Genomic DNA, 19,009 nt, shown 5'->3' with positions numbered 1-19,009 from the left:
GGTCGGCGTACCGCCGAGGGGGCCGGGCCTCCCGGGGCTCTCGGACCCCCGGGGCAGCGGTTCCCGGGGAGCCCAGGGGTTCTCAGGGCAGCGGCGGCCGGTCGGTTCCGTGGGGCGCCTGTGTGAAGACATCCTCCGCGCCCAGCGCCTCCGCTCCCGGGGCCGACCTGGAGGGATCCGCCGGACTGTGCACCGGTTCGCCGCGCGCCGGCGGCGGGGTGCGGTCCCCGGGGGCTCCCTCCCCGTACCTCGGCAGCCGCAGGGCCAGCAGGGCGACGTCGTCGCCGCGGGGGTCCATGCGCTCCAGCAGTTCGTCGCAGAACTCCTCCAGACCGTGGCGGGCCAGGGCGGAGGCGTGGCGGCACAGCAGCTCCATGCCGGTGTCGATCGGCCTGGTACGGCTCTCCACCAGACCGTCGGTGTAGAACACCACCGTCGCCTCCGGCGGGAGGTCCTCGTAGGCGTCGGGCCAGTGCAGCCCCAGGTTCAGGGTCGCGCTCATGCCCAGCAGGGGGCCGTGGCCGGCCTCCAGGAAGCGGGTGCCGCCGCCGGGCTCGACCAGCAGCGGCGGGGGGTGCCCGGCGTTGACCCAGTGCAGCCTCCAGGGGCCGCCCTCGCGGCCCTCTATCCGGGCGAAGACCATGGTGGCCATGGGGGCGTCGCTGGTGTTGGTCATCGCCTCGTCCAGACGGCGCATGATCAGGCTGGGGGGCTCCCTGCGGTCCCAGGCCAGGGCGCGCAGCATGTTGCGGACCTCGGCCATGTGGGCGGCGGCCTGGAGGTCGTGGCCCACCACGTCCCCGATGACCATCGTGGTGACACCGTCCTCCAGCAGGAAGGCGTCGTACCAGTCCCCGCCGATCTCGGCCGCCACCTGGGCGGGCCGGTAGCGGGCGGCCATCCGCAGATGGTCCACCTGGGGCAGCGGGGTCAGCAGCTGGCGCTGCATGGTCTCGGCGACGTGCCTCTGCTGGTCGAAGAGGCGGGCGTTGTCCATGGCCAGCCCGGCCCGGCGGCCGATGTCCGCGAGCATCATCACCTCGTCCTCGGTGTAGGAGGGCGAGTCGCCGGTGCGCGCCGCGGTGAAGGCGCCGAAGACCCGGCGGCGGCTGTGCAGCGGCACCACCACGGCGCTGTGCCCGCCGAGTCGGTCGAACAGCCGCCGGTGGGCCGCCGTGAGTGGGGTGTCGGGTTCGCGTGCGAGGTCCGCGGCGTTCAGCGAGACCGTCCCGGCGCCGCGCAGGGCGCGCACCAGATCCGCGCCCGCGGACTCCGCCAGCGGTGGCAGGGGGCCTTCCAGCTCCCCGGCCGCCTCCGGGTCCGCGGCACTGTGCACGGCGATGCGCAGGACCTCGTCCGGCTGCCCGGTGAGCACGTCCACCGCCGTCCAGTCGGCCAGGTCCGGCACCAGCATCCGGCCCAGCTTCCGGAGCACCCGGGGGATGTCCAGGCTGGAGATGAGGACGGAGGACACCTCCGACACCACGGTCAGCCGGGTGGTCAGGGCCTCCAGCGCCTGGAGGTAGGCGGCCGTCTGCCGCTCGGCGGCGCTGCGCACACTGAAGTCGTGGAAGGCCAGGACCAGGCCGGGCGGCTCCCCCGGCAGCTCCAGCAGTGCGGCCGACCAGATGACCGGGAGGGTGGTGCCGTCACCCCGCAGCAGGTACTCGTCACCCCCCTCGCGGGTGCGGCCGTCGGCGAGGACCGCGAGCATCCGGCAGTCCTCCCGGGGGATCCGCTGCCCGTCCACGTCGCGATGCAGCAGGTCGTGCATGTCGTGGCCCAGCATCCGCGCCGCGGGCCGCGCCACCATCCGCTCGGCCCGGGGGTTGGCGGCGATCAGGCGGCCGGTGGCGTCCGTGGCGTAGATGCCCGCGCCCAGGCCGTCGAAGACCGCGCGCAGGACACCGGGCTCCTCCGTCCGGTCGGCCCCGCTCATCGCCCCGCCGTCCCTGGTGGTCCCACTGCCCTTCACCGCCTCCTCGCCCGGCCGACCGCCGCGTCCCGTCCTGCCCGTACCGGTATCGCGCTCCCGCGTACGCCCGGTCCGCGGCACTGCGGGTTACCCGCTTCCCGGCCTCCCAGACATTCCGCGGCCCTCCGCACCTCTGGCGGAGGGGTGTGATCCGCCCGGGTGGACGGGGCGGTGGGAGGACGCACGGGTGGGGCGGTGGGAGGACGCACGGTATCGATCTTCCCCGGGCGGGAAGGGCGGTAGTGTGCCTGAAGTTCCCGTACCCGTGATCGAGCTCGTACGGCGGCGCAGGGAGCCGGCGGTCGTCCAGGCCCTCCGCTCCACGGCGGCCGCGACGCTCGCCTACGCCGCCGCCCTCTGGCTGACCGACGCACGGGCCCCGCTGCTGGCCCCGCTGACCGCGCTGCTGGTCGTCCAGGTCACCCTGTTCGCCACGATCACCAAGGGCATCACCCGGGTCAACGCCGTGGTGGCCGGGGTCACGGTGGCCGTCGGTTTCAGCGCCCTGGTGGGCCTGAGCTGGTGGAGTCTGGGCCTGCTCATCCTCACCTCCCTGGCCGTCGGGCATCTGGTGCGGGCCGGCGACTTCATCCCCGAGGTGGCGATCAGCGCCATGCTGGTGCTGGGGGTGTCCCATGCCACGGACCTGGCCCTGAGCAGGGTGCTGGAGACCCTGATCGGCGCCGCGGTCGGTCTGCTGTTCAACTTCCTGTTCGTGCCTCCGGTGTGGGTGCAGCCCGCCGAGGAGGCGCTGGTGGACCTGGCCGGCCGGATGCGGCTGCTGCTGCTGCGCATGGGTGAGCAGCTGAGCACTCCCACCCCGGTGCACCGGGCGGCCGCCCGCCTCCACGAGGCGCGGCGGCTGGACAACGACATCACGCAGGTCGACGCCTCCCTCGTGCAGGCCGAGGAGAGCCTGCGCCTGAACCCCCGGGTGAAGGAGGCGCTGCTGTCCCGGGTCGTGCTGCGGACGGGCCTGGACACCCTGGAGATCTGCACCACCGTGATGCGCGCGATGTCGCGGACCCTCACCGACCTGGCCAGGGAGCGCGAGGAGGAGCCGCTGTTCCCGCACGAGGTGGCCGAGGCCGTGGAGGAGCTGTTCGGCAACGTCGCCGGAGCGGTGCAGAGCTTCGCCGTCCTGGTCACCAGCGCCGACAGCGCCAGTTCCGAGGAGGCGGAGGAACGGCTGGCGGCCGAGATGGAGGCCGGACGCGCCGGGCGCGAGCGGGTCGCGTACCTGCTGCTCGCCCGCGTCCAGGAGCATCCGCGCCAGTGGCACCTGCTGGGTGCGCTGCTGTCGGAGTTCGACCGGGTGCTGGACGAGCTGGACGTGGAGAAGCGCTCGACGCGCCTGGCGGAGGAGCTGGACCGCTACACCCGCGAGGAACGCGACCGGCACCCGGTGCTGTACGAGTTCAAGCGCCGTTTCCGGCTGCCCCGCCGCCGCCGTCGCCGCCGCCGCGGTCCCGACACCGAGCGGGGGGCGGAGGTCTGAGCACGTCCGGGCCGCGCCGGGGATGTGCCGGGGGTGCGCCGGGGCGCGATTGTCAGTGGCCGGTGGTTTGCTGGAAAGCGGTCGGCCGGACTTCGGCGGGCCGGTCCGGAAGTGTGTTCCGTGCCTCCGTCGCAGGGCGGAGCGCGCGGACGGGGAACGAGGGTCACAGGGGGCTCCGATGGGTGACGTGGCGACGGCGAGCGGCACGAAGGGCACGGCCACGCGCGAGTCCGCGGAGCCGGAGCCCGCGGAGCTGCGGCTGGAACGGCACAGGGTGGAGCTGACGGGCTACTGCTACCGGATGCTGGGGTCGGCCTTCGAGGCGGAGGACGCGGTCCAGGAGACGATGGTGCGCGCCTGGCGCGCCCTGGACCGCTTCGAGGGGCGCTCCTCGCTGCGGTCGTGGCTGTACCGCATCGCCACCAACGTGTGCCTGGACATGCTCGGAGGCAGCCGGCGGCGCGCCCGCCCCATGGATCTGTCCTCCCCCTCGGGGGCGGAGAACCCGCCCGGACCCGCCCTCCCGGAGACCACCTGGATAGAGCCGATGCCGAGCGGCCGGATCCTGCCCGACGGCGATCCGGCCGAGACGGCCGTGGCCCGGGAGTCGGTCCGGCTGGCCTTCGTCGCGGCCCTCCAGCACCTGCCGCCCCGGCAGCGTGCGGTGCTGATCCTGCGCGAGGTGCTCGCCTGGCGGGCGAGCGAGGTCGCCGAGCTGCTGGGCACCACGGTCGCGTCGGTCAACAGCGCGCTCCAGCGCGCCCGCGCCACGCTCGCCTCCGCCGAGGTCACCTCCGAGACCACCGCCGGCGGGAGCACGGACTCGATGGACGAGGGACAGCGTGCGCTCCTCGCCCGCTACGTCAGCGCCTTCGAGGCGTACGACCTCGACGCCCTCACCTCGGTGCTGCACGACGACGCGACGCTGTCGATGCCGCCCTACGAACTGTGGCTGCGCGGCCACGCCGACATACGGGCGTGGCTCACCGGGCACGGCGCGGGCTGCCGGGGGTCACGCCTGATCCCGGTCACGGCGAACGGCTGCGGGGCGTTCGGGCAGTACCGGCCGGATCCGGACGGCGGCTTCTCCCCCTGGGCACTGCAGGTCGTCGAGGTGTCCGGCGGCCGGATCACCGCGCTCAACGCCTTTCTTGACACCGCGCGGCTGTTCCCCCTGTTCGGGCTGCCCGCACGCCTCGCTCCCCGCTGAGCGCCCCCGGTACGGCGGCGCGCACGGGCCCGCTCCGGCGGTGGGTACCTCCCCGCCCAGCCCGGTCCAGGCGACAAGACCCAACAGCTCCTCGTCGGCTCCGCCCAGCCGTATCCGGCGCCCCAGGCGGCGGGCGGTGAGCTGCATCCGGACCAGCGCCTCGACGGTGACCATGTCCGCCGCGCAGAACTCCCCGGCTTCCACGACGACCGGGTCCGTCCGGGTACGGCACAGCACCCGGCGCAGCCGTTCGCACAGCCGCGGTATGCCGGCGCGGGTGACCGGGCCATCGGCGGCCAGTACGAGCGAGGCCGTCCCGCGGCCGGACGGGTGTGCTTCCTCATGAGCTGCCAAGACCGGGCCTCCTGGTCACGAGGGCTTCCGGGGTCACCGGGGCAGACCGGCCGGACGGGCGGAACTCATCGCCCCACCGCGCGGCCGGCTGCGCGGCGCTCCCGCCCGCGGTACTCCGTCCGGGTGAAACGGGCGGTGTCCGTCCGCCGCCCGGCGGGCGGCGCCCGTTTCGGCCTCCCTCCGGAGGGCACTCCGGCGCGGACGCCACAGCGGCCGCAGCGGCCGAGTGAGGAGGCAGCACCGTGGGCGGAGCGGTACGGCTGGATCTGGAGGGCAGGAACGCGCTGGTGACGGGCGGTGCCCGCGGCCTGGGCGCGTCCATCACCCGCCGCCTCGCACGGGCCAAGGCCGCCGTGCGGGTGGTGGACGTGCGCCGCGAGGAGGGCGAGAAGTTCTGCGCCCGGCTCAGCGAGGAGGAGGGTGCGGACGTCCGCTTCCTGGAGGTGGACGTCCGCGATCCGGAGGCGGTCGAGGCGGCCTTCCGGGGACTGGACGAGGCGTCCTGGCCCCTGGACGTCCTGGTCAACAACGCCGCCGTGGACGTCTCCAAGCCGGTCGAGCACCTGTCCGCCGAGGAGGTCACCCGGGTGGTCTCCACCAATCTGCTGGGGCCGATGTACATGTGCCTGGAGACCTACCGGCGCATGGTCGCCCGCGGCGGCGGACACATCGTCAACATCCTGTCCACCGCCTCCAACCGCACCTGGACCGAGGCCGGCCCGTACTCGGCCGGCAAGTCGGGACTGCGCGCCTTCACCCACACCCTTTTCAAGGAGGCGCAGCGCGACTGCATCGGCATCGGGGTCACCGGGGTGATCGCGGGGGGCATGGAGACCCCGTTCGTGACGGAGCGCTTCCCCGACGCGGACACCTCCAAGCTGCAGAGTCCGGACATCGTGGCGGACGCGGTCATGTGCGCGCTGGCGGTCCCCGGAGGTAGCGTGATGCCCGAGGTGGTCGTGGTGCCGCGCAGCGAGACCTCCTGGCCCTGACCGGCACGCGAGGCCGGCCGGTGCCCGCCCCCGTCCCCGCGGCGGGGCGGGAGCGGGCACCGGCGCGCATGGGCGTCAGGCCCTCGTGATCGGCTCCTGGAGCTCGGTCACCCACTTCTCCCGGTCCTGCGGGCACTCCAGGTACAACTCCCGCGCATAGCCGGCCGAGCGGTACCCGCCGGCGTCGATCCAGCGGGCCAGCGCCTGGGCGGTGGGCATGACGCGGTCCATGGGGCCGCGGTGGACGACGGTGGCGGCCTGCTCGATACCGGGCAGGTCCACGACCTCGAAGCCGTCCTCCGCGCCGGGACCGGCCGCGACCGTGATACCGGCGTGGACGACGACCGCGCCGCCCCCGCCGGGGGCGTCCTCGTACCAGGCGATGCCCGGCCCGGCCGCCTCCACCCCGGCCCGCTCCAGCCGGCGGCACAGTTCGTCGTACAGCGGCTGGACGACCGGGCCGATGTGCTCGGGCCCGAAGCCGTCGGCGATGCCGCTCAGCTCGGCCACCCGCACCGGCGGAATGCTCTTGACCACGACGTCCTCGGTGGGCATGTGTCCCTCGCTCTCGATGCTCCGGAGCCTCGCCTCGACCCGGGCCAGCCGCGCGGTGGCGGTCGCCACCGCGTCCTCCAGCTCCGCCCGCCGCAGTCTGAGCATCCCGCGCAGTTCCTCGGTGCCCGGGCTCTCGTCGAGGATCGTCCTCACCTGTTCGAGGGTGAAGCCGAGGTCCTTCAGCGCGATGACGCGGTTGAGCCGGGCGAGCTGGCCCGCCTCGTAGAAGCGGTAGCCGCTGACCGGACCGGTCCGGGCGGGGCGCAGCAGCCCGATCGCGTCGTAGTGCCGCAGCATGCGGACCGACACGCGGCCGTGCCTGGCGAAGTCTCCGATGTTGAACATGACGCCTCCCACTCCAGGGCCTCACACGGTGTCAGGGTCAAGCCCGGGCGGTGGAAGTGCCCCGGAGGAGTTCGCGAGGGTCCCTCAGCCGCTGTGCCCGGGGCCACCCGTTCCCGAGCCCGCGGGGGCCGCGGGAGCGGTGCCGGAGGGCGCGGGAACGCTGGGGGCGGCCCCGGGAGCGGTGACACGGCCGTCCGCGCGGGCGGCGTTGCGCGCGATGGCGTCGGTCAGGAGCGGCCAGAGCTGTTCGGGCAGGTCGTGCCCCATGCCGGGGATCACCAGGAGTTCGGCGCCGGGGATCGCGGCCGCCGTCGCCTCGCCGCCGTCGCGGTCGATGAGGAGGTCGTCGGCGCCGTGGACGACCAGCGCCGGAGCGGTGACGGTCCGCAGGTCCGGCGTACGGTCGGGCGAGGCCAGGATCGCGGCGTACTGGCGGGCGAATCCGTCGGGCCGGGGGGAGCGGTCGTAGGCCGCCTCGGCGCGCTCGCGCAGCTCCTCGGGAGCGGTCGGGTAGCCGGGCGAGCCGAGGACGGAGAAGGAGCGCACACCCCGCTCCCCCGCCTCCCGCCGGTCGCGGGGCGGCGGGGCCGCCAGCGCGGCCAGCGCCTCGGGGGCGCCCCGGCCGACGGAGCGGTCTCCGGTGGTGGACATGATCGAGCACAGCGAGCGCACCCGCGAGGGGTAGTCGATCGCGAACTGCTGGGCGATCATGCCGCCCATCGAGGCTCCGGCGATGTGCGCGGCGTCGACCTCCAGCGCGTCGAGCAGGCCCACCGCGTCCCGGGCCATGTCGGCGATGCGGTAGGGGGCTGTGGAGGTGTCGCCCGCCAGGACGGCCCGGATGTCCGGGGGCGGGCAGTCGTCCAGGAAGGTGGACAGACCGCAGTCGCGGTTGTCGTAGCGGACGACGTGGAATCCCCGGTCGGCGAGCATCCCGCAGAAACGCGGGTGCCAGGCGGTCATCTGGGTGCCGAGGCCCATGACGAGCAGCAGTACCGGCCCGTCCGGGTCGCCGAAGGTGTCGTACTCCAGTTCCATTCCGTTGGACAGGGCACGTGGCATGTGTTCCTCCTCGGCGGGGCCCGGCCGGGGCCGGGGTGGTCGGCTTCCGCGGCCGTCGGGCGGTCCGCCGCCTGTCGCCGGGCCGTACGGCGGCCCGCCGGGCGGGAGCTGCCTACCAGCCGGTCGGTACGATAGCGGGACCGCGCCCCGGAGGGAACGGAGAAGGCCTCCCGGCCGGACGGCTCCCCCGCGACACCCCGCCGGGCGGTGTGTACTGGTCGGGGCGCCCCCGCGCCCGCGCTCAGCCGCGCCCCCCGCCCTCCTCGCCGAAGGTCACCGAGACCCGCTCGAAGCCCAGGGAGCGCAGCAGGTTCTCCAGCATGTCCTCGGTGTTCACCTCGGCCCGCTTCGCCAGCCCGCTCTCCTTCGCGGCCTCGCCGATGTGCTCGGCCGCGAGCCGGTGGACCTCCCGCTCGTCGCCCGGGTTGTCGGAGAAGGCGTCGCCGAGCCGGTCGAGCAGACCGCGCTCCTTGGTGACGGCGTACGAGCGCTCGGCGTCCAGCGCGGGCTTCTCCAGGCGGGCGTGCGGCAGCCGTACCGTGGCGCCCCTGCGGTCGTCGGTGACCGTGACGGCCTCCTCGCCGAGACCGCCGAGGTCCACGTACGCGCCGACGCTGCCCGTGCCGACGAACAGCGTCCGGCTGCCGCGCACCGCGTCCGGCAGGAACTTCGCGTCCTTGTCCAGGTCGACGACGACCTGGAAGGTGCCCGAGGCGCCCTCGTAGCGGCTCATGTCCCTCAAGGACTTCAGCACCGCGGGACCGGTGCGGTCCTCGGTCTCGGTGGCGAACGGGTTTCCCAGCTCGGGCAGGAGGCGGAGCTGTCCGGCCAGCAGCACTCCGGCCAGCAGAAGGACCACCATCAGGAGCGGGGCGATCCATCTCGGGGAGGACGTGGACCTGTCGGGGCGGGCCATCTGCGTGCACCTCCATCGGCGGCGGGAGACTCCGTCAGATGGGGGTGTTCCCCGAAACTCCCCCGGCATGGCAGGGAGTTGACCGCGTACCGGGCGGCAGGCGCGACCCCCGTCCGCCCCGTCCCGTGGCGCGGTTCCACGGGCACCGCCGCTCCGCCCCGCCGGCGGGAAGGCGCGTCCCGGGCGGCCTCCGGCCGCGCACCGCCCACCGGCGGCCCGCCCCGCGGCGGGCCGCCGGCCCGTCCGCTCCGTCCCCCCGCACCGGTGCGCCCGGTATCGATCGGACGACGGCGGGTACCGGTGCTCTCGTGGAAGCGCCCGGCCCCGGCGGCCCCGGAACGGCGCCACGGTGGCACGGCGGTGGGGAACGACGAGACGACCTGGAGAGCGGAGTGACTGTGACCGAGCATCCGGGCGAGGCGGCACCGGCCGAGCGGGACCTGCCGGCCGCCCCGCGCCCGGCAACCGGGCCCGGCGGCGAGCGCAGTGGCGGACGGAGCGGTGAGCAGAGCGGCGGGCAGGTCCGCCCGGAGGCCGACGCGGGACTCGAGGAGCTGCCTCCCAACCTCACCCAGGCCATTCTGGAGGCCACCAAGCAGGTGGCCTCCCTGCTGAAGGGCGCCGGACATCCCTTCGCCCTGGCGGGCAGCGTCGCCGTCTACGCCCACGGCGGCCCGGGGAACCTCCAGCACGACGCCGACTTCTGCGTCCTTCCCGAGGACGCAGACGCGGTGGCCGCCACGCTCCGCGACGCCGGGCTGGAGGTGTACACCCCGCCGGAGGACTGGCTGCTCAAGGCCCGGTGCATGGGCCAGGACATCGATCTGATCTTCGAGCTGGCGCGGCAGCCGGTGACCCGCGAACTGCTGGGGCGGGCCGAGGAGCTGCCCGTGGAGTCGGTCCGCATGCCCGTGCTGTCGGTGACCGACCTGCTCGCCAGCCTGCTGAACGCCTTCACCGAGCACCACTGCGACTTCGGCGCCGTGCTGCCGATCGCGCGGGCCCTGCGGGAGAAGGTCGACTGGCCCCGGGTGCGGCACGAGTGCGGGGCGGCGCCGATGCCGGACGCCTTTCTCTACCTGCTGGAACGTCTGCAGGTCATCTCGCCGCAGGACGACGACCGTGGAGGACTGCCGTGACGGACCACGACACCGGCCGGAGCGGCCGGGGAGGCGGCGCGGACAACACCGAGTACCGCATCGCCCATCTGCAGGAGAGGCTCGTGCGCGAGGAGGTCGCCGAACTCGGCATGCGCATCGAGTCCCGCGGCAACACGGTGGTCGTCAGCGGCACCGTCCCCACCGCCGAGTGCCGCGACACCGTCGTGCGCGTCGCGAAGGAGGAACTGGGCGGCACACCGGTGCGCACCGACATCGTCGTGGCCGACCCCACCGCCCCCGACCGTCCTGAGGAGCTGGCATGATCCGCGTCGCAGCCGTCGGTGACATCCACATGGGGCCGGACAGCAGGGGGGTGCTGCGCCCCGCCTTCGAGACCCTGCCCGACTGCGCCGACCTCCTGCTGCTCGCCGGGGACCTGACCCGCCACGGCACGCCCGAGGAGATGCGGGTCGTCGCCGAGGAGGTCGCGGGCCTGCGGGTGCCGGTGATCGCCGTGCTGGGCAACCACGACCACCAGGACGAGCGCCCCGAGGAGGTCACCGCCGTGCTGCGGGATGCGGGCGTGACCGTCCTGGAGGGCGGGGGGACGGTCGTGGACGTGGACGGCACCCGGGTCGGCGTCGCGGGGACCAAGGGCTTCGGCGGAGGGTTCGCCGGGCGCAGCGGCGGCGAGTTCGGCGAGCCGATCATGAAGGAGTTCATCCGCTACACCCGCCGCTGCGCGGACGGTCTGCGGACCTCGCTGGAGGAGCTGGAGTGGCAGGGGTGCGCCGTACGGATCGCCCTGACGCACTTCTCCCCCGTGCCCGACACCCTCGCCGGCGAGCCGCTGGAGATCTACCCCTTCCTGGGCAGCTACCTGCTGGCCGAGGCGGTGGACGCGGCGGGCGCCGACCTGGCCGTCCACGGGCACGCCCACGCGGGCACCGAGCACGGCATGACCAGCGGCGGGGTGCGGGTGCGCAACGTCGCCCAGCCGGTCATCCGGCGCGCCTTCGCGGTGTACCACCTGGAGCCCGGCACGGAACGCGGAACCGGGGCGCTGGCCGGGGCCTCCCGCTGAGCCGCCGGAGCGCCGGTCGGAGCACCGGCCCGCGGGATGCGTCCCGCGCCGCATGAGACAAGGAGAGCAGGGCGTGCGCGACACCACCGGGTCCGGCCGCGGGGCCGCCCGTGCGGAGGACGGAGCCGGAGACGGCACCCGGGTCCGGGACCGGGACCGGGACCGGCTGGGGCGTGTCGCCGCGGAGCTCTTCGGCTGGAACAAGCTGCGCCCCGGCCAGGCCGAGGCCATGGAGCAGGTGCTGCGCGGCCGGGACACGCTGGTGGTGATGCCCACCGGCGCGGGGAAGTCCGCCGTCTACCAGGTGCCCGCCGTGCTGCTGCCCGGCCCCACCGTGGTGGTCTCCCCCCTCATCGCGCTCCAGCGGGACCAGGTCGAGGGGCTGGCGGAGGGCGGGGCGCCGGACGCCCCGAAGGCCGTCGCGGTCAACTCCGCCCAGGCGGCGGGCGAGACGGCCGAGGCCTGGCGAGCCGTACGCGAGGGGGACGCGGAGTTCCTGCTCCTCTCCCCCGAGCAACTGGCCAAGGACGAGGTGGTGGAGCGGCTGGCGCGGACCGGGCCCTCGCTGTTCGTGGTCGACGAGGCCCAGTGCATCTCCTCCTGGGGCCACGACTTCCGCCCGGACTACCTGCGTCTGGGGCACGTGGCGCGGCGGCTGGGCCGCCCCACCGTCCTCGCCCTGACCGCCACCGCGGCCCCTCCCGTGCGCGAGGAGATCACCGAGCGCCTGGGCATGGAGCGCCCCGCCCGGATCGTCGCCGGCTTCGACCGCCCCAACCTCCGCCTGGAGGTGCGCGGTTTCCTGGAGGAGGCGGACAAGCGCCGGGCCGTGGTGGAGCGGGCCGCCACCGAGCCCAAGCCGGGCATCGTCTACACCGCCACGCGCCGGGAGGCGGAGGAGTACGCCGGGCAGCTGGCGGAGCTGGGTCTTTCCGCCCTCGCCTACCACGCGGGCCTGCCGCCGGCCGAGCGCTCCCGCGCCCACGAGGCGTTCCTCGGCGGCGGCCTGGACGTGGTGGTCGCCACCTCCGCCTTCGGGATGGGCATCGACAAACCGGACGTGCGGTTCGTGCTGCACGCCTCCGTGCCGGGCTCACCGGACGCCTACTACCAGGAGATCGGCCGGGCCGGCCGCGACGGCGCACCGGCACTGGCCGTACTGCACTACCGGCCCGAGGACCTGGGGCTGCGGAAGTTCTTCTCCTCCGGGCACACCGACACCGGGACGCTGACCGACGTCGCCGAGGCGGTGCGCGGCAGCGGTGGCCCACTGCCCGCGGCGCGGGTGCGCGAACGGACCGGGCTGTCCGCCAGCCGTCTCACCGCGGCCGTCAACCTCCTGGAGGAGGCCGGGGCGGTGACCGTCACCCCCGGCGGTGAGCTGGCCCCCGCCGGGGAGCTCGGCCCCCGGGAGGCCGCCGACCGCGCGGCGGAGCTGGCCGGGGCCCGGCACAGGCTGGAGCGGTCGAGGGTGGAGATGATGCGCGGCTACGCCGAGACCTCCGGCTGCCGCCGCCGTTTCCTGCTGGGCTACTTCGGCGAGGAGTACGACCCGCCCTGCGGCAACTGCGACAACTGCCTGGCGGCCGGGGAGGACCGGGCGCGGGGCGGGGACGGCCGCGAGCCGGAGCGGTACGAGGAACGCGGGGCGCGCGGCCTGCCCGAGCGGCCCGCGCCCCGTGTCGAGGAGGGCCCCCGGCCGGACGCCGGCCGGTTCCGCACCGGGGTGCGGGTGCGCCACCGCGAGTGGGGCGAGGGCCTGGTGATGAGCGAGGAGGAGGACCGGGTCACCGTCCTGTTCGACACGGTCGGCTACCGCACCCTGTCGCTGGACGCCGTGGTCGGGCAGGGGCTGCTCACCCTCGGCGAGGAGTCGGGCGACTGACCCGCGCGCCCGAAGCGCCCGAGGAGCGGGCCGGGCCCGCGGGACGCTCCCCGCGGGCTCAGGGCGCCCTGTTCTCCACCGAGAACAGGGCGCCCTGCGGGTCCCGGACGACCGCCTGCCGCCCCGAGGGGGTGTCGGCCGGTGCGGAGACCACCTCGGCCCCCAGCGCCTCCGCCCTCACCGCCGCCGCGTCCACGTCCTCGACGCGGAAGTGGACGTGCCAGTGCGGACGCACCCGCGGATCGGGCGCGTCCTCCACCGCTCCGCCGCTCAGTCCCGCCACGGTGCGCCGGTCGATGCGCAGGATCACCCGGTCGTGCTCGTAGCGGACGTCGTAGCGCTCGGGGTCCCCCTTGTCCCAGCCGAACACCTCGCCGTAGAAGAGCGCGGCGGCGAAGGCGTCGCGGGTGATCAGTTCGAGCCAGGAGGGGGCGTTGACCCTGCTTCCGGCCTGCCACTCCGGGTCGATGCCGCCCTCCCAGATCCCGAAGACCGCCCCCGCGGGGTCGGCCGCCCACGCCACCCGGCCGGAGGCGAACCGCACCGGCCCCACGGCGACGGTCGCCCCGCGTTCGCGCACCCGCCCGGCCGCGACGTCGACACTGTCGGAGGCGAAGTACGCCGTCCAGGAGGTGAGGGTGCGCAGACTGTCCTTGGCCTCGCCCAGCCCGGCGACGGGGACGTCCCCGGCCAGCGCGACCACGTAGTGGCCGAGCCGCTGCGAGCCCGGCCGGTACCGCCAGCCGAAGAGTTCGCCGTAGAAGTTCTGCGCGGCCTCCAGGTTGGGAGCCAGCAGGGTGACCCAGCAGGGCGCGCCCTGCGGCACGCGCTCGGTCTCCGTCACGGCCGATCACCACACCGTCTCTCGTCCGGGCCGCCCTGTCCGGGCTCTCCTGGACCGATGCTGCCCTCTCGCGGCGCCGGGGGGAAACCGGCGTCCACCAACCGGGGCAACGGCCGTCCCCGGCGGGAGCCGTTCAGGGGCGGCGCCAGGAGTGGCTCTCCAGATGGGAGCCGGCCTGCGGTCCCATCCGCAGCATTCCGCCATCGACCGCCCACGACGCGCCGGTGACGTAGGCGGCGTCCGGCCCGGCGAGGAAGGCGACCACAGCCGCCACCTCGCGGGCGTCGCCGGGCCGCCCCGCGGGGATGCCGGGCCGCTCCTCGGTGGTCACGTCGGTGTCCTCCTGGCCGGTCATCGGCGTGGCGATCTCGCCCGGCGCGACGGCGTTGACGGTGATCGCGTCCGCCGCCAGTTCCAGGGCCATGACCTGGGTGAGCAGACCGAGCCCGCCCTTGGCCGCGCAGTAGGGCGCGGCCCCCACCCGCGGCTGGTGCTCGTGGACGCTGGTGATGTTGACGATCCTGCCGCCGTCGCCCTGGTCGATCATGCGGCGGGCCGCGCGCTGCCCGCACAGGAAGGGGCCGACGAGGTCGACGTCGAGGACCTTCCGGACGGTGTCGAGACCGATGTCGAGGAAGGGGGTGGCGGTGCCGGTGCCGGCGTTGTTGACCAGGACGTCGATCCTGCCGAGTTCGTCGGCGAGGCGGTCGACCGCGTCCGCCGCGGCGGGCAGGTCGGTGAGATCCATCCGCTCGACGGCGGCCCGGCGGCCGTGGGAGCGCACCTCCTCGGCCGTCTCCCGCGCGCCCTGCTCGTCCTCGTGCCAGGTGATGCCGATGTCCATCCCCTGCTCGGCCAGGCGTACGGCGGTGGCGCGGCCGATCCCCGAGTCCGCGCCCGTGATCACCGCGACGCGGGCGGGGGAGTCGCTGTGCGCGTTCATTCAGTCCTCCTACGGCGGGTTCCGGGCCGGGTCCCGGTACCCGGGCGCTCCCGGCCGAAACGGCCGCGCCCGGAGGCGGCCGGGGCCGCCCGGACCGCCTCCGGGCCGTCGTTCCTACCACCATTCGGCCTAATCGCGGTGACCTCCGGGCGGATCGGGCGTTGGTCACGGCACCACCGCCTCCAGTCGGGCGGATGGGCGTTTGTTCGCTATAAGGAGTGACTCTTCATGTCGCGTATTGCCAAGGCTGTCGCCGTGACGGCCGCCGCCGGTGCCGCTCTGGCCGGTTCCGCCGGAGTCGCCGCCGCCGACGCCGGGGCGCAGGGTGCCGCCATCGGCTCCCCGGGCGTCGTCTCCGGCAATGTCATCCAGGTGCCGGTCCACATCCCGGTCAACGCCTGTGGCAACACCGTCAACATCGTCGGTCTGCTGAACCCGGCGTTCGGCAACACCTGCGTCAACGGGGACCAGCACCACGCCAAGAAGGACCACGGCAAGAAGCACCACAAGAAGGCGGACCACAAGAAGAAGGACCACGGCAAGAAGCACCACGGCAGCCGCTGACCGCGCCGCCGGCCGCGTCCGGACTCAGAACCTCCGGGGAGGAGGCCCTCGGCGAGGGCCCCCTCCCCGGAGGTCTTCCGTTCCCGCCCTTTCACCGCTTCCCGCGGCAGGGCGGCGTCAGGCGGTGGAGGGGACCGTGCGGCGTGCGGTGCTGCCCCTGGGCACGCACCGGGCGGTGGGCGACCACCGCTCGGCGACCGGAAGGCCGTCGGCCAGTTCGAGCACCGACTCGGCCACCAGCACACCGTACTGGTGCACGTCCACGCTCATGGTCGTCAGCGGCGGCGACGCCAGGCGGCACATCGTCGAGTCGTCCCAGGCGATCAGGCTGAGCCGCTCGGGAACGGCGACGCCCATCTCCTTGGCCGCCCCCAGCCCGGCGACCGCCATCACGTCGTTGTCGTAGAGGATCGCGGTGGGCGGCTCCGGCCGACGCAGCAGTTCCGCGGTGAGCCTGGCGCCCGACTCGTCGGAGTAGTCGCCCTCGACGACCACCGGTTCGACTCCGGCCTCCCGGCACCCCTCGACCAGCGCCCCGGTACGGGCCCGGGTGTGCAGCAGGCCCGCCGGGCCGCTGACCCGGGCGATACGGCGGTGGCCGAGGTCGAGCAGATGTGCCAGCGCCTCGCGCACCGGCCCCGCGTCGTCGGTGCGGACCGCGGGCATGGGCGTGTCGTCACCGCTGCCCGCGCCGACCAGGACGGCGGGCAGCCCCAGTTCGCGCAGCACCGCCGGCCGCCGGTCGTCGACGGTGCGGTTGACCACCACGACCGCCTCGACCAGTCCGCGTTCCGCCCAGCGGCGGTAGGCGGCGATCTCGGCATCCTGGTCCGCCACGACGTGCAGCAGGAGGGACAGGCCGCGCTCGGCGAGGCGCTCCTCGATACCGGCGATGAACTCCATGAAGAACGGCTCGACGCCCAGCAGCCGCGCGGGGCGCGCGAGCACCAGCCCGACGGCTCCCGAGAAGCCGGCGCCCGCCGTCCCGGTGTGTTCCGAAGCGTCCACTCAGTACCGCACCACCGGAGCGCTCAGGCCGTTGGCGGAGCGCAGCACAGGCGGCTCCGTCAGCGCGGCGGGGTCGATGTCGGCCTCGGTCCGCACGGTGAAGGACCGGTTCTCCCCGGCTACCAGGGACACCAGCATCTCGTCCACGACCGCGTCGGGGGCGACCCGGTCGGCCAGGATCGCGACGTCGCGCGCGAACGACGAGGCCCGCACGTCCACCCGGTATCCCCCGGGCACGGCGACGGCCTCCGCCTTGAGCGGCGCGGGGTCGTAGTCCAGTTCCACGTCCTCGGCGAAGAGGTGCACGGCGCGTGCGTCCGGCGCGGTGGCCACCAGCACCTCCCTGCGGGCGTCGTCCGGGCTGACCAGTGACGTGTCCGTTTCGATGCGGGCGACCGAGCGGGGCGGCACGTCGAGGGAAAGCCTAACGCTCCGCAGTACGGCGCCCGTGAAGGTCTGCCGCTCCAGGAGGAGCTCACCCCTCCAGGGCCCGTCGTGGTCGTTGACCGCGATCAGGGCGGGCCGGCCGTCGCGGGGCTGGACGGTCAGCAGCCGGGGGGCGTAGGCGTGGCGCAGCCCGTACCACAGCGGCTTGGGCCGCTCGTCGCCGTCCACCGCCGCCCAGGAGGTGACCGGCCAGCAGTCGTTGAGCTGCCAGACGACCGATCCGGCCGTCCGCGGCCACCAGGAGCGGAAGTGCTCGATCCCGAAGGCGACCGCGCGGGCCTGGTTGAGCTGGGTCGCCCAGTGCCAGTCCTCGAAGCTCTGCGGCTCGGGCAGATGGGGGGCCATGCCGCGGGCGAGCTTGTCGTTGCCCTCCTCGGCCTTCTGGTGCAGCAGGAAGGCGGGCGAGGTGGGCGTCATCGGCTCGTCGTGGACCCACTTGGTCAAGGTCGCCCACGTCGGGGGCCCCTGGAAGCCGAACTCCGAGCAGAACCGGGGGATGTGGTCGCGGTAGTGGGTGTAGTCGACGCGGTTCCACACCTCCCACTCGTGCCGGGTGCCGTGGTCCTGGTCGTTGGGGTGGATCCCGTCGACCGGCGCGCCGGGGTTGTAGGGGCTGTTGGCGCTGTAGAAGCGGGTCGGGTCCAGTTCGGCCACGATGGAGGGCAGCAGCTCGGTGTAGTAGCGCAGGCCCCAGGTGCGGCCCTTGAGCTGCTCGGGCCAGCCCCAGTCACGGAAGCCCCACATGTTCTCGTTGGCGCCGTTCCACAGGGCCAGGCAGGGGTGCGGGGCCAGGCGCACGACGTTCTCGCGGGCCTCGGCCTCCACCTCGCTCCACAGCGGCTCCTCCTCGGGGTAGGAGGCGCAGGCGAAGGGGAAGTCCTGCCAGACCAGGACGCCGCGCTCGTCGCAGACGTCGTAGAAGTCCTCGGTCTCGTAGATGCCGCCGCCCCACACCCGCAGCAGGTTCATGTGGGCGCCGACGGCCTGGTCCACACGGCGCTCGATCCGCTCGCGGGTGATCCGGGTCAGGAAGTGGTCGTCGGGGATCCAGTTGGCGCCCTTGACGAAGACGGGCCTGCCGTTGACGACGACGGTGAAGGGGGTGCCGACCTCGTCGGGCGTGGTGTCCACGGTGACGGTCCGGAAGCCGATGCGGCGCTCCCAGGTGTCCAGCGGCTCCCGGGAGTCCGCCCGGCCCGGGACGCCGAGGGTCACGGTGAGACCGTACAGGGGCTGGTCGCCGTATCCGGCGGGCCACCACAGGCGGGCGCCGGGCACGGTGGCGGTGACGGTCGCGGCCGTCTCGCCGGCGGGTACGGTGACGCGCTCGGTGCGGCCGTCCACGGTGGCGGTCAGCTCCAGGGGGGCGTCCCCGCCGTCCAGGCCGGAACGCTCGACGTCGACGTGGATCTCGGCGCGTCCGGTGCCGTCGGCGTCCACCGTCACCAGCGGGCGCACCCGGGCCAGACGGGCGGTGTGCCAGCGTTCCAGTCGCACCGGCTTCCAGATGCCCGCGGTCTGCAGGTCCGGTCCCCAGTCCCAGCCGAAGCTGCAGGCCATCTTGCGGACCATGTTGAAGGGGTGCGGGTAGACGTGGTCGCGGCGGCCGAGACTGCGCTCGACCTCCTCGGCGTACTCCAGCGCGGAGCGGAAGGAGACGGCCAGTTCCTGGGAGCCGCCGGTCAGGGCGCCTCGGACGTCGAAGCGGTAGGCGCGGTGCATGTTGGCCGTGCTGCCCAGCACCTTCCCGTCCAGCTCGACGGTGGCCACGGTGTCCAGACCGTCGAAGACGAGGTCCACCCGCTCCCCGGGCCCGGCGGCGCCGGCCGTGAGGGCGAGCGTGTAGCGCCAGTCGGTGCGGTGGGCCCAGACCAGCTCCTCCTCGGCGCGGTCCAGGTAGGGATCGGGGATCAGGCCGGCCGCGAGCAGGTCCAGATGGGCGCTGCCCGGCACGGCGGCCGGTACGGTCCGGCCCGCGACACCTGCGGGGACCGGCCCGCCGGTCGCCGACAACTGCCAGCCGTCGTGCAGGGTTTGGCGGATCATCGACGCTCACTCCTCGGTCGGCTCCGCGGTGCGGAGCGGCTGGTCTGCGAAGGCGTCCGGGAACGGACGGAGGGCGGGGACACTGGAGGCGGGGATGGAGGCGGGGACGGGAACGGACGCGGGATCGCGGTCGGCCCCTGGTGGATTTCTCCCCGGCGGGCCGAGTATCGTCGCCCGAGAT

Annotated in this window: 16 protein-coding genes and 1 pseudogene; 8 read left to right on the top strand and 9 right to left on the bottom strand. The window is 74.3% G+C overall.

Features of this window, described 5'->3' with window-relative positions; all coding sequences use genetic code 11:
• Positions 1 to 82: 82 nt before the first annotated feature.
• Positions 83 to 1,939, bottom strand: coding sequence for a SpoIIE family protein phosphatase (locus ACW69E_RS12245; protein WP_457498318.1), 1,857 nt, complete (start codon positions 1,937 to 1,939; stop codon positions 83 to 85).
• Between the two features lie 280 nt (positions 1,940 to 2,219).
• Between ACW69E_RS12245 and ACW69E_RS12240 the strand changes: the two genes are divergently transcribed.
• Together ACW69E_RS12240 and ACW69E_RS12235 are read left to right on the top strand one after the other, a co-directional pair.
• Positions 2,220 to 3,473, top strand: coding sequence for an FUSC family protein (locus ACW69E_RS12240; protein WP_457498213.1), 1,254 nt, complete (start codon positions 2,220 to 2,222; stop codon positions 3,471 to 3,473).
• A 178-nt stretch (positions 3,474 to 3,651) separates the two neighbouring features.
• Entirely contained in the window at positions 3,652 to 4,683 is a 1,032-nt protein-coding gene (locus ACW69E_RS12235) for a sigma-70 family RNA polymerase sigma factor (protein WP_457498212.1), read from the top strand.
• Positions 4,684 to 4,800: 117 nt separating this feature from the next.
• Here the strand turns inward: ACW69E_RS12235 and ACW69E_RS12230 are convergent.
• Positions 4,801 to 4,920 (bottom strand): annotated as a pseudogene (locus tag ACW69E_RS12230) (hypothetical protein); the annotation flags it as partial.
• A 359-nt stretch (positions 4,921 to 5,279) separates the two neighbouring features.
• On the opposite strand from ACW69E_RS12230, the gene ACW69E_RS12225 reads away from it, so the two are divergent.
• A complete protein-coding gene (locus ACW69E_RS12225) occupies positions 5,280 to 6,029 on the top strand; it encodes an SDR family oxidoreductase (RefSeq protein WP_457498211.1) in 750 nt (249 codons plus the stop codon).
• 75 nt (positions 6,030 to 6,104) lie between these two features.
• On the opposite strand, the gene ACW69E_RS12220 is transcribed toward ACW69E_RS12225, so the two are convergent.
• From ACW69E_RS12220 to ACW69E_RS12210, 3 genes are all read right to left on the bottom strand, one after another.
• Positions 6,105 to 6,929, bottom strand: coding sequence for a MerR family transcriptional regulator (locus tag ACW69E_RS12220; RefSeq protein ID WP_457498210.1), 825 nt, complete (start codon positions 6,927 to 6,929; stop codon positions 6,105 to 6,107).
• Between the two features lie 84 nt (positions 6,930 to 7,013).
• Positions 7,014 to 7,991, bottom strand: a complete 978-nt coding sequence (locus tag ACW69E_RS12215; RefSeq protein WP_457498209.1) for an alpha/beta fold hydrolase — start codon at positions 7,989 to 7,991, stop codon at positions 7,014 to 7,016.
• 241 nt (positions 7,992 to 8,232) lie between these two features.
• The gene (locus ACW69E_RS12210) at positions 8,233 to 8,907 is read right to left on the bottom strand and encodes a DUF4230 domain-containing protein (RefSeq protein WP_457498208.1); all 675 of its coding nucleotides are present in this window, start codon (positions 8,905 to 8,907) and stop codon (positions 8,233 to 8,235) included.
• A gap of 398 nt (positions 8,908 to 9,305) precedes the next feature.
• On the opposite strand from ACW69E_RS12210, the gene ACW69E_RS12205 reads away from it, so the two are divergent.
• The 4 genes from ACW69E_RS12205 to ACW69E_RS12190 all read left to right on the top strand — a co-directional run bounded on the left by ACW69E_RS12205 (position 9,306) and on the right by ACW69E_RS12190 (position 12,976).
• Positions 9,306 to 10,046, top strand: coding sequence for a hypothetical protein (locus ACW69E_RS12205; RefSeq protein ID WP_457498317.1), 741 nt, complete (start codon positions 9,306 to 9,308; stop codon positions 10,044 to 10,046).
• Positions 10,043 to 10,330: a BON domain-containing protein gene (locus ACW69E_RS12200; RefSeq protein ID WP_457498207.1), complete on the top strand. Its 288-nt coding sequence runs from the start codon at positions 10,043 to 10,045 to the stop codon at positions 10,328 to 10,330. The genes ACW69E_RS12205 and ACW69E_RS12200 overlap by 4 nt, the downstream gene beginning before the upstream one ends.
• Positions 10,327 to 11,091 (top strand): metallophosphoesterase family protein, encoded by a 765-nt coding sequence (locus ACW69E_RS12195; RefSeq protein ID WP_457498206.1) that lies wholly within the window; start codon positions 10,327 to 10,329, stop codon positions 11,089 to 11,091. Before ACW69E_RS12200 ends, ACW69E_RS12195 begins: the two co-directional genes overlap by 4 nt.
• Positions 11,092 to 11,257: 166 nt before the next feature.
• Positions 11,258 to 12,976 (top strand): RecQ family ATP-dependent DNA helicase, encoded by a 1,719-nt coding sequence (locus ACW69E_RS12190; protein WP_457498316.1) that lies wholly within the window; start codon positions 11,258 to 11,260, stop codon positions 12,974 to 12,976.
• 58 nt (positions 12,977 to 13,034) lie between these two features.
• Here ACW69E_RS12190 and ACW69E_RS12185 read toward each other — a convergent pair whose 3' ends face one another.
• Complete coding sequence (locus ACW69E_RS12185) at positions 13,035 to 13,820, bottom strand: VOC family protein (protein ID WP_457498205.1); 786 nt, start codon at positions 13,818 to 13,820, stop codon at positions 13,035 to 13,037.
• Between the two features lie 133 nt (positions 13,821 to 13,953).
• Positions 13,954 to 14,763 carry an SDR family oxidoreductase gene (locus tag ACW69E_RS12180; protein WP_457498204.1) on the bottom strand — a complete coding sequence of 270 codons (810 nt, stop codon included), beginning with the start codon at positions 14,761 to 14,763 and terminating at the stop codon, positions 13,954 to 13,956.
• A gap of 228 nt (positions 14,764 to 14,991) precedes the next feature.
• Here ACW69E_RS12180 and ACW69E_RS12175 point away from each other — a divergent pair, with 228 nt between their 5' ends.
• Positions 14,992 to 15,327: a chaplin gene (locus ACW69E_RS12175; RefSeq protein WP_457498203.1), complete on the top strand. Its 336-nt coding sequence runs from the start codon at positions 14,992 to 14,994 to the stop codon at positions 15,325 to 15,327.
• Positions 15,328 to 15,444: 117 nt separating this feature from the next.
• Here ACW69E_RS12175 and ACW69E_RS12170 read toward each other — a convergent pair whose 3' ends face one another.
• A complete protein-coding gene (locus tag ACW69E_RS12170) occupies positions 15,445 to 16,335 on the bottom strand; it encodes a LacI family DNA-binding transcriptional regulator (protein WP_457498202.1) in 891 nt (296 codons plus the stop codon).
• Positions 16,336 to 18,828 carry a glycoside hydrolase family 2 protein gene (locus tag ACW69E_RS12165; protein ID WP_457498201.1) on the bottom strand — a complete coding sequence of 831 codons (2,493 nt, stop codon included), beginning with the start codon at positions 18,826 to 18,828 and terminating at the stop codon, positions 16,336 to 16,338. It abuts the gene before it with no gap.
• Positions 18,829 to 19,009 lie beyond the last annotated feature (181 nt).

Source organism: Streptomyces sp. SS8, from assembly GCF_054072955.1.
This window is presented reverse-complemented; position numbering and strand designations above follow the sequence as displayed.

Bases quoted from the DNA above. Each gene is read 5' to 3' on its own strand.
- ACW69E_RS12245 (WP_457498318.1), bottom strand. From the start codon at position 1,939: ATGAGCGGGGCCGACCGGACGGAGGAGCCCGGTGTCCTGCGCGCGGTC.
- ACW69E_RS12235 (WP_457498212.1), top strand. From the start codon at position 3,652: ATGGGTGACGTGGCGACGGCGAGCGGCACGAAGGGCACGGCCACGCGC.
- ACW69E_RS12220 (WP_457498210.1), bottom strand. From the start codon at position 6,929: ATGTTCAACATCGGAGACTTCGCCAGGCACGGCCGCGTGTCGGTCCGC.
- ACW69E_RS12215 (WP_457498209.1), bottom strand. From the start codon at position 7,991: ATGCCACGTGCCCTGTCCAACGGAATGGAACTGGAGTACGACACCTTC.
- ACW69E_RS12210 (WP_457498208.1), bottom strand. From the start codon at position 8,907: ATGGCCCGCCCCGACAGGTCCACGTCCTCCCCGAGATGGATCGCCCCG.
- ACW69E_RS12195 (WP_457498206.1), top strand. From the start codon at position 10,327: ATGATCCGCGTCGCAGCCGTCGGTGACATCCACATGGGGCCGGACAGC.
- ACW69E_RS12180 (WP_457498204.1), bottom strand. From the start codon at position 14,763: ATGAACGCGCACAGCGACTCCCCCGCCCGCGTCGCGGTGATCACGGGC.
- ACW69E_RS12175 (WP_457498203.1), top strand. From the start codon at position 14,992: ATGTCGCGTATTGCCAAGGCTGTCGCCGTGACGGCCGCCGCCGGTGCC.
- ACW69E_RS12165 (WP_457498201.1), bottom strand. From the start codon at position 18,828: ATGATCCGCCAAACCCTGCACGACGGCTGGCAGTTGTCGGCGACCGGC.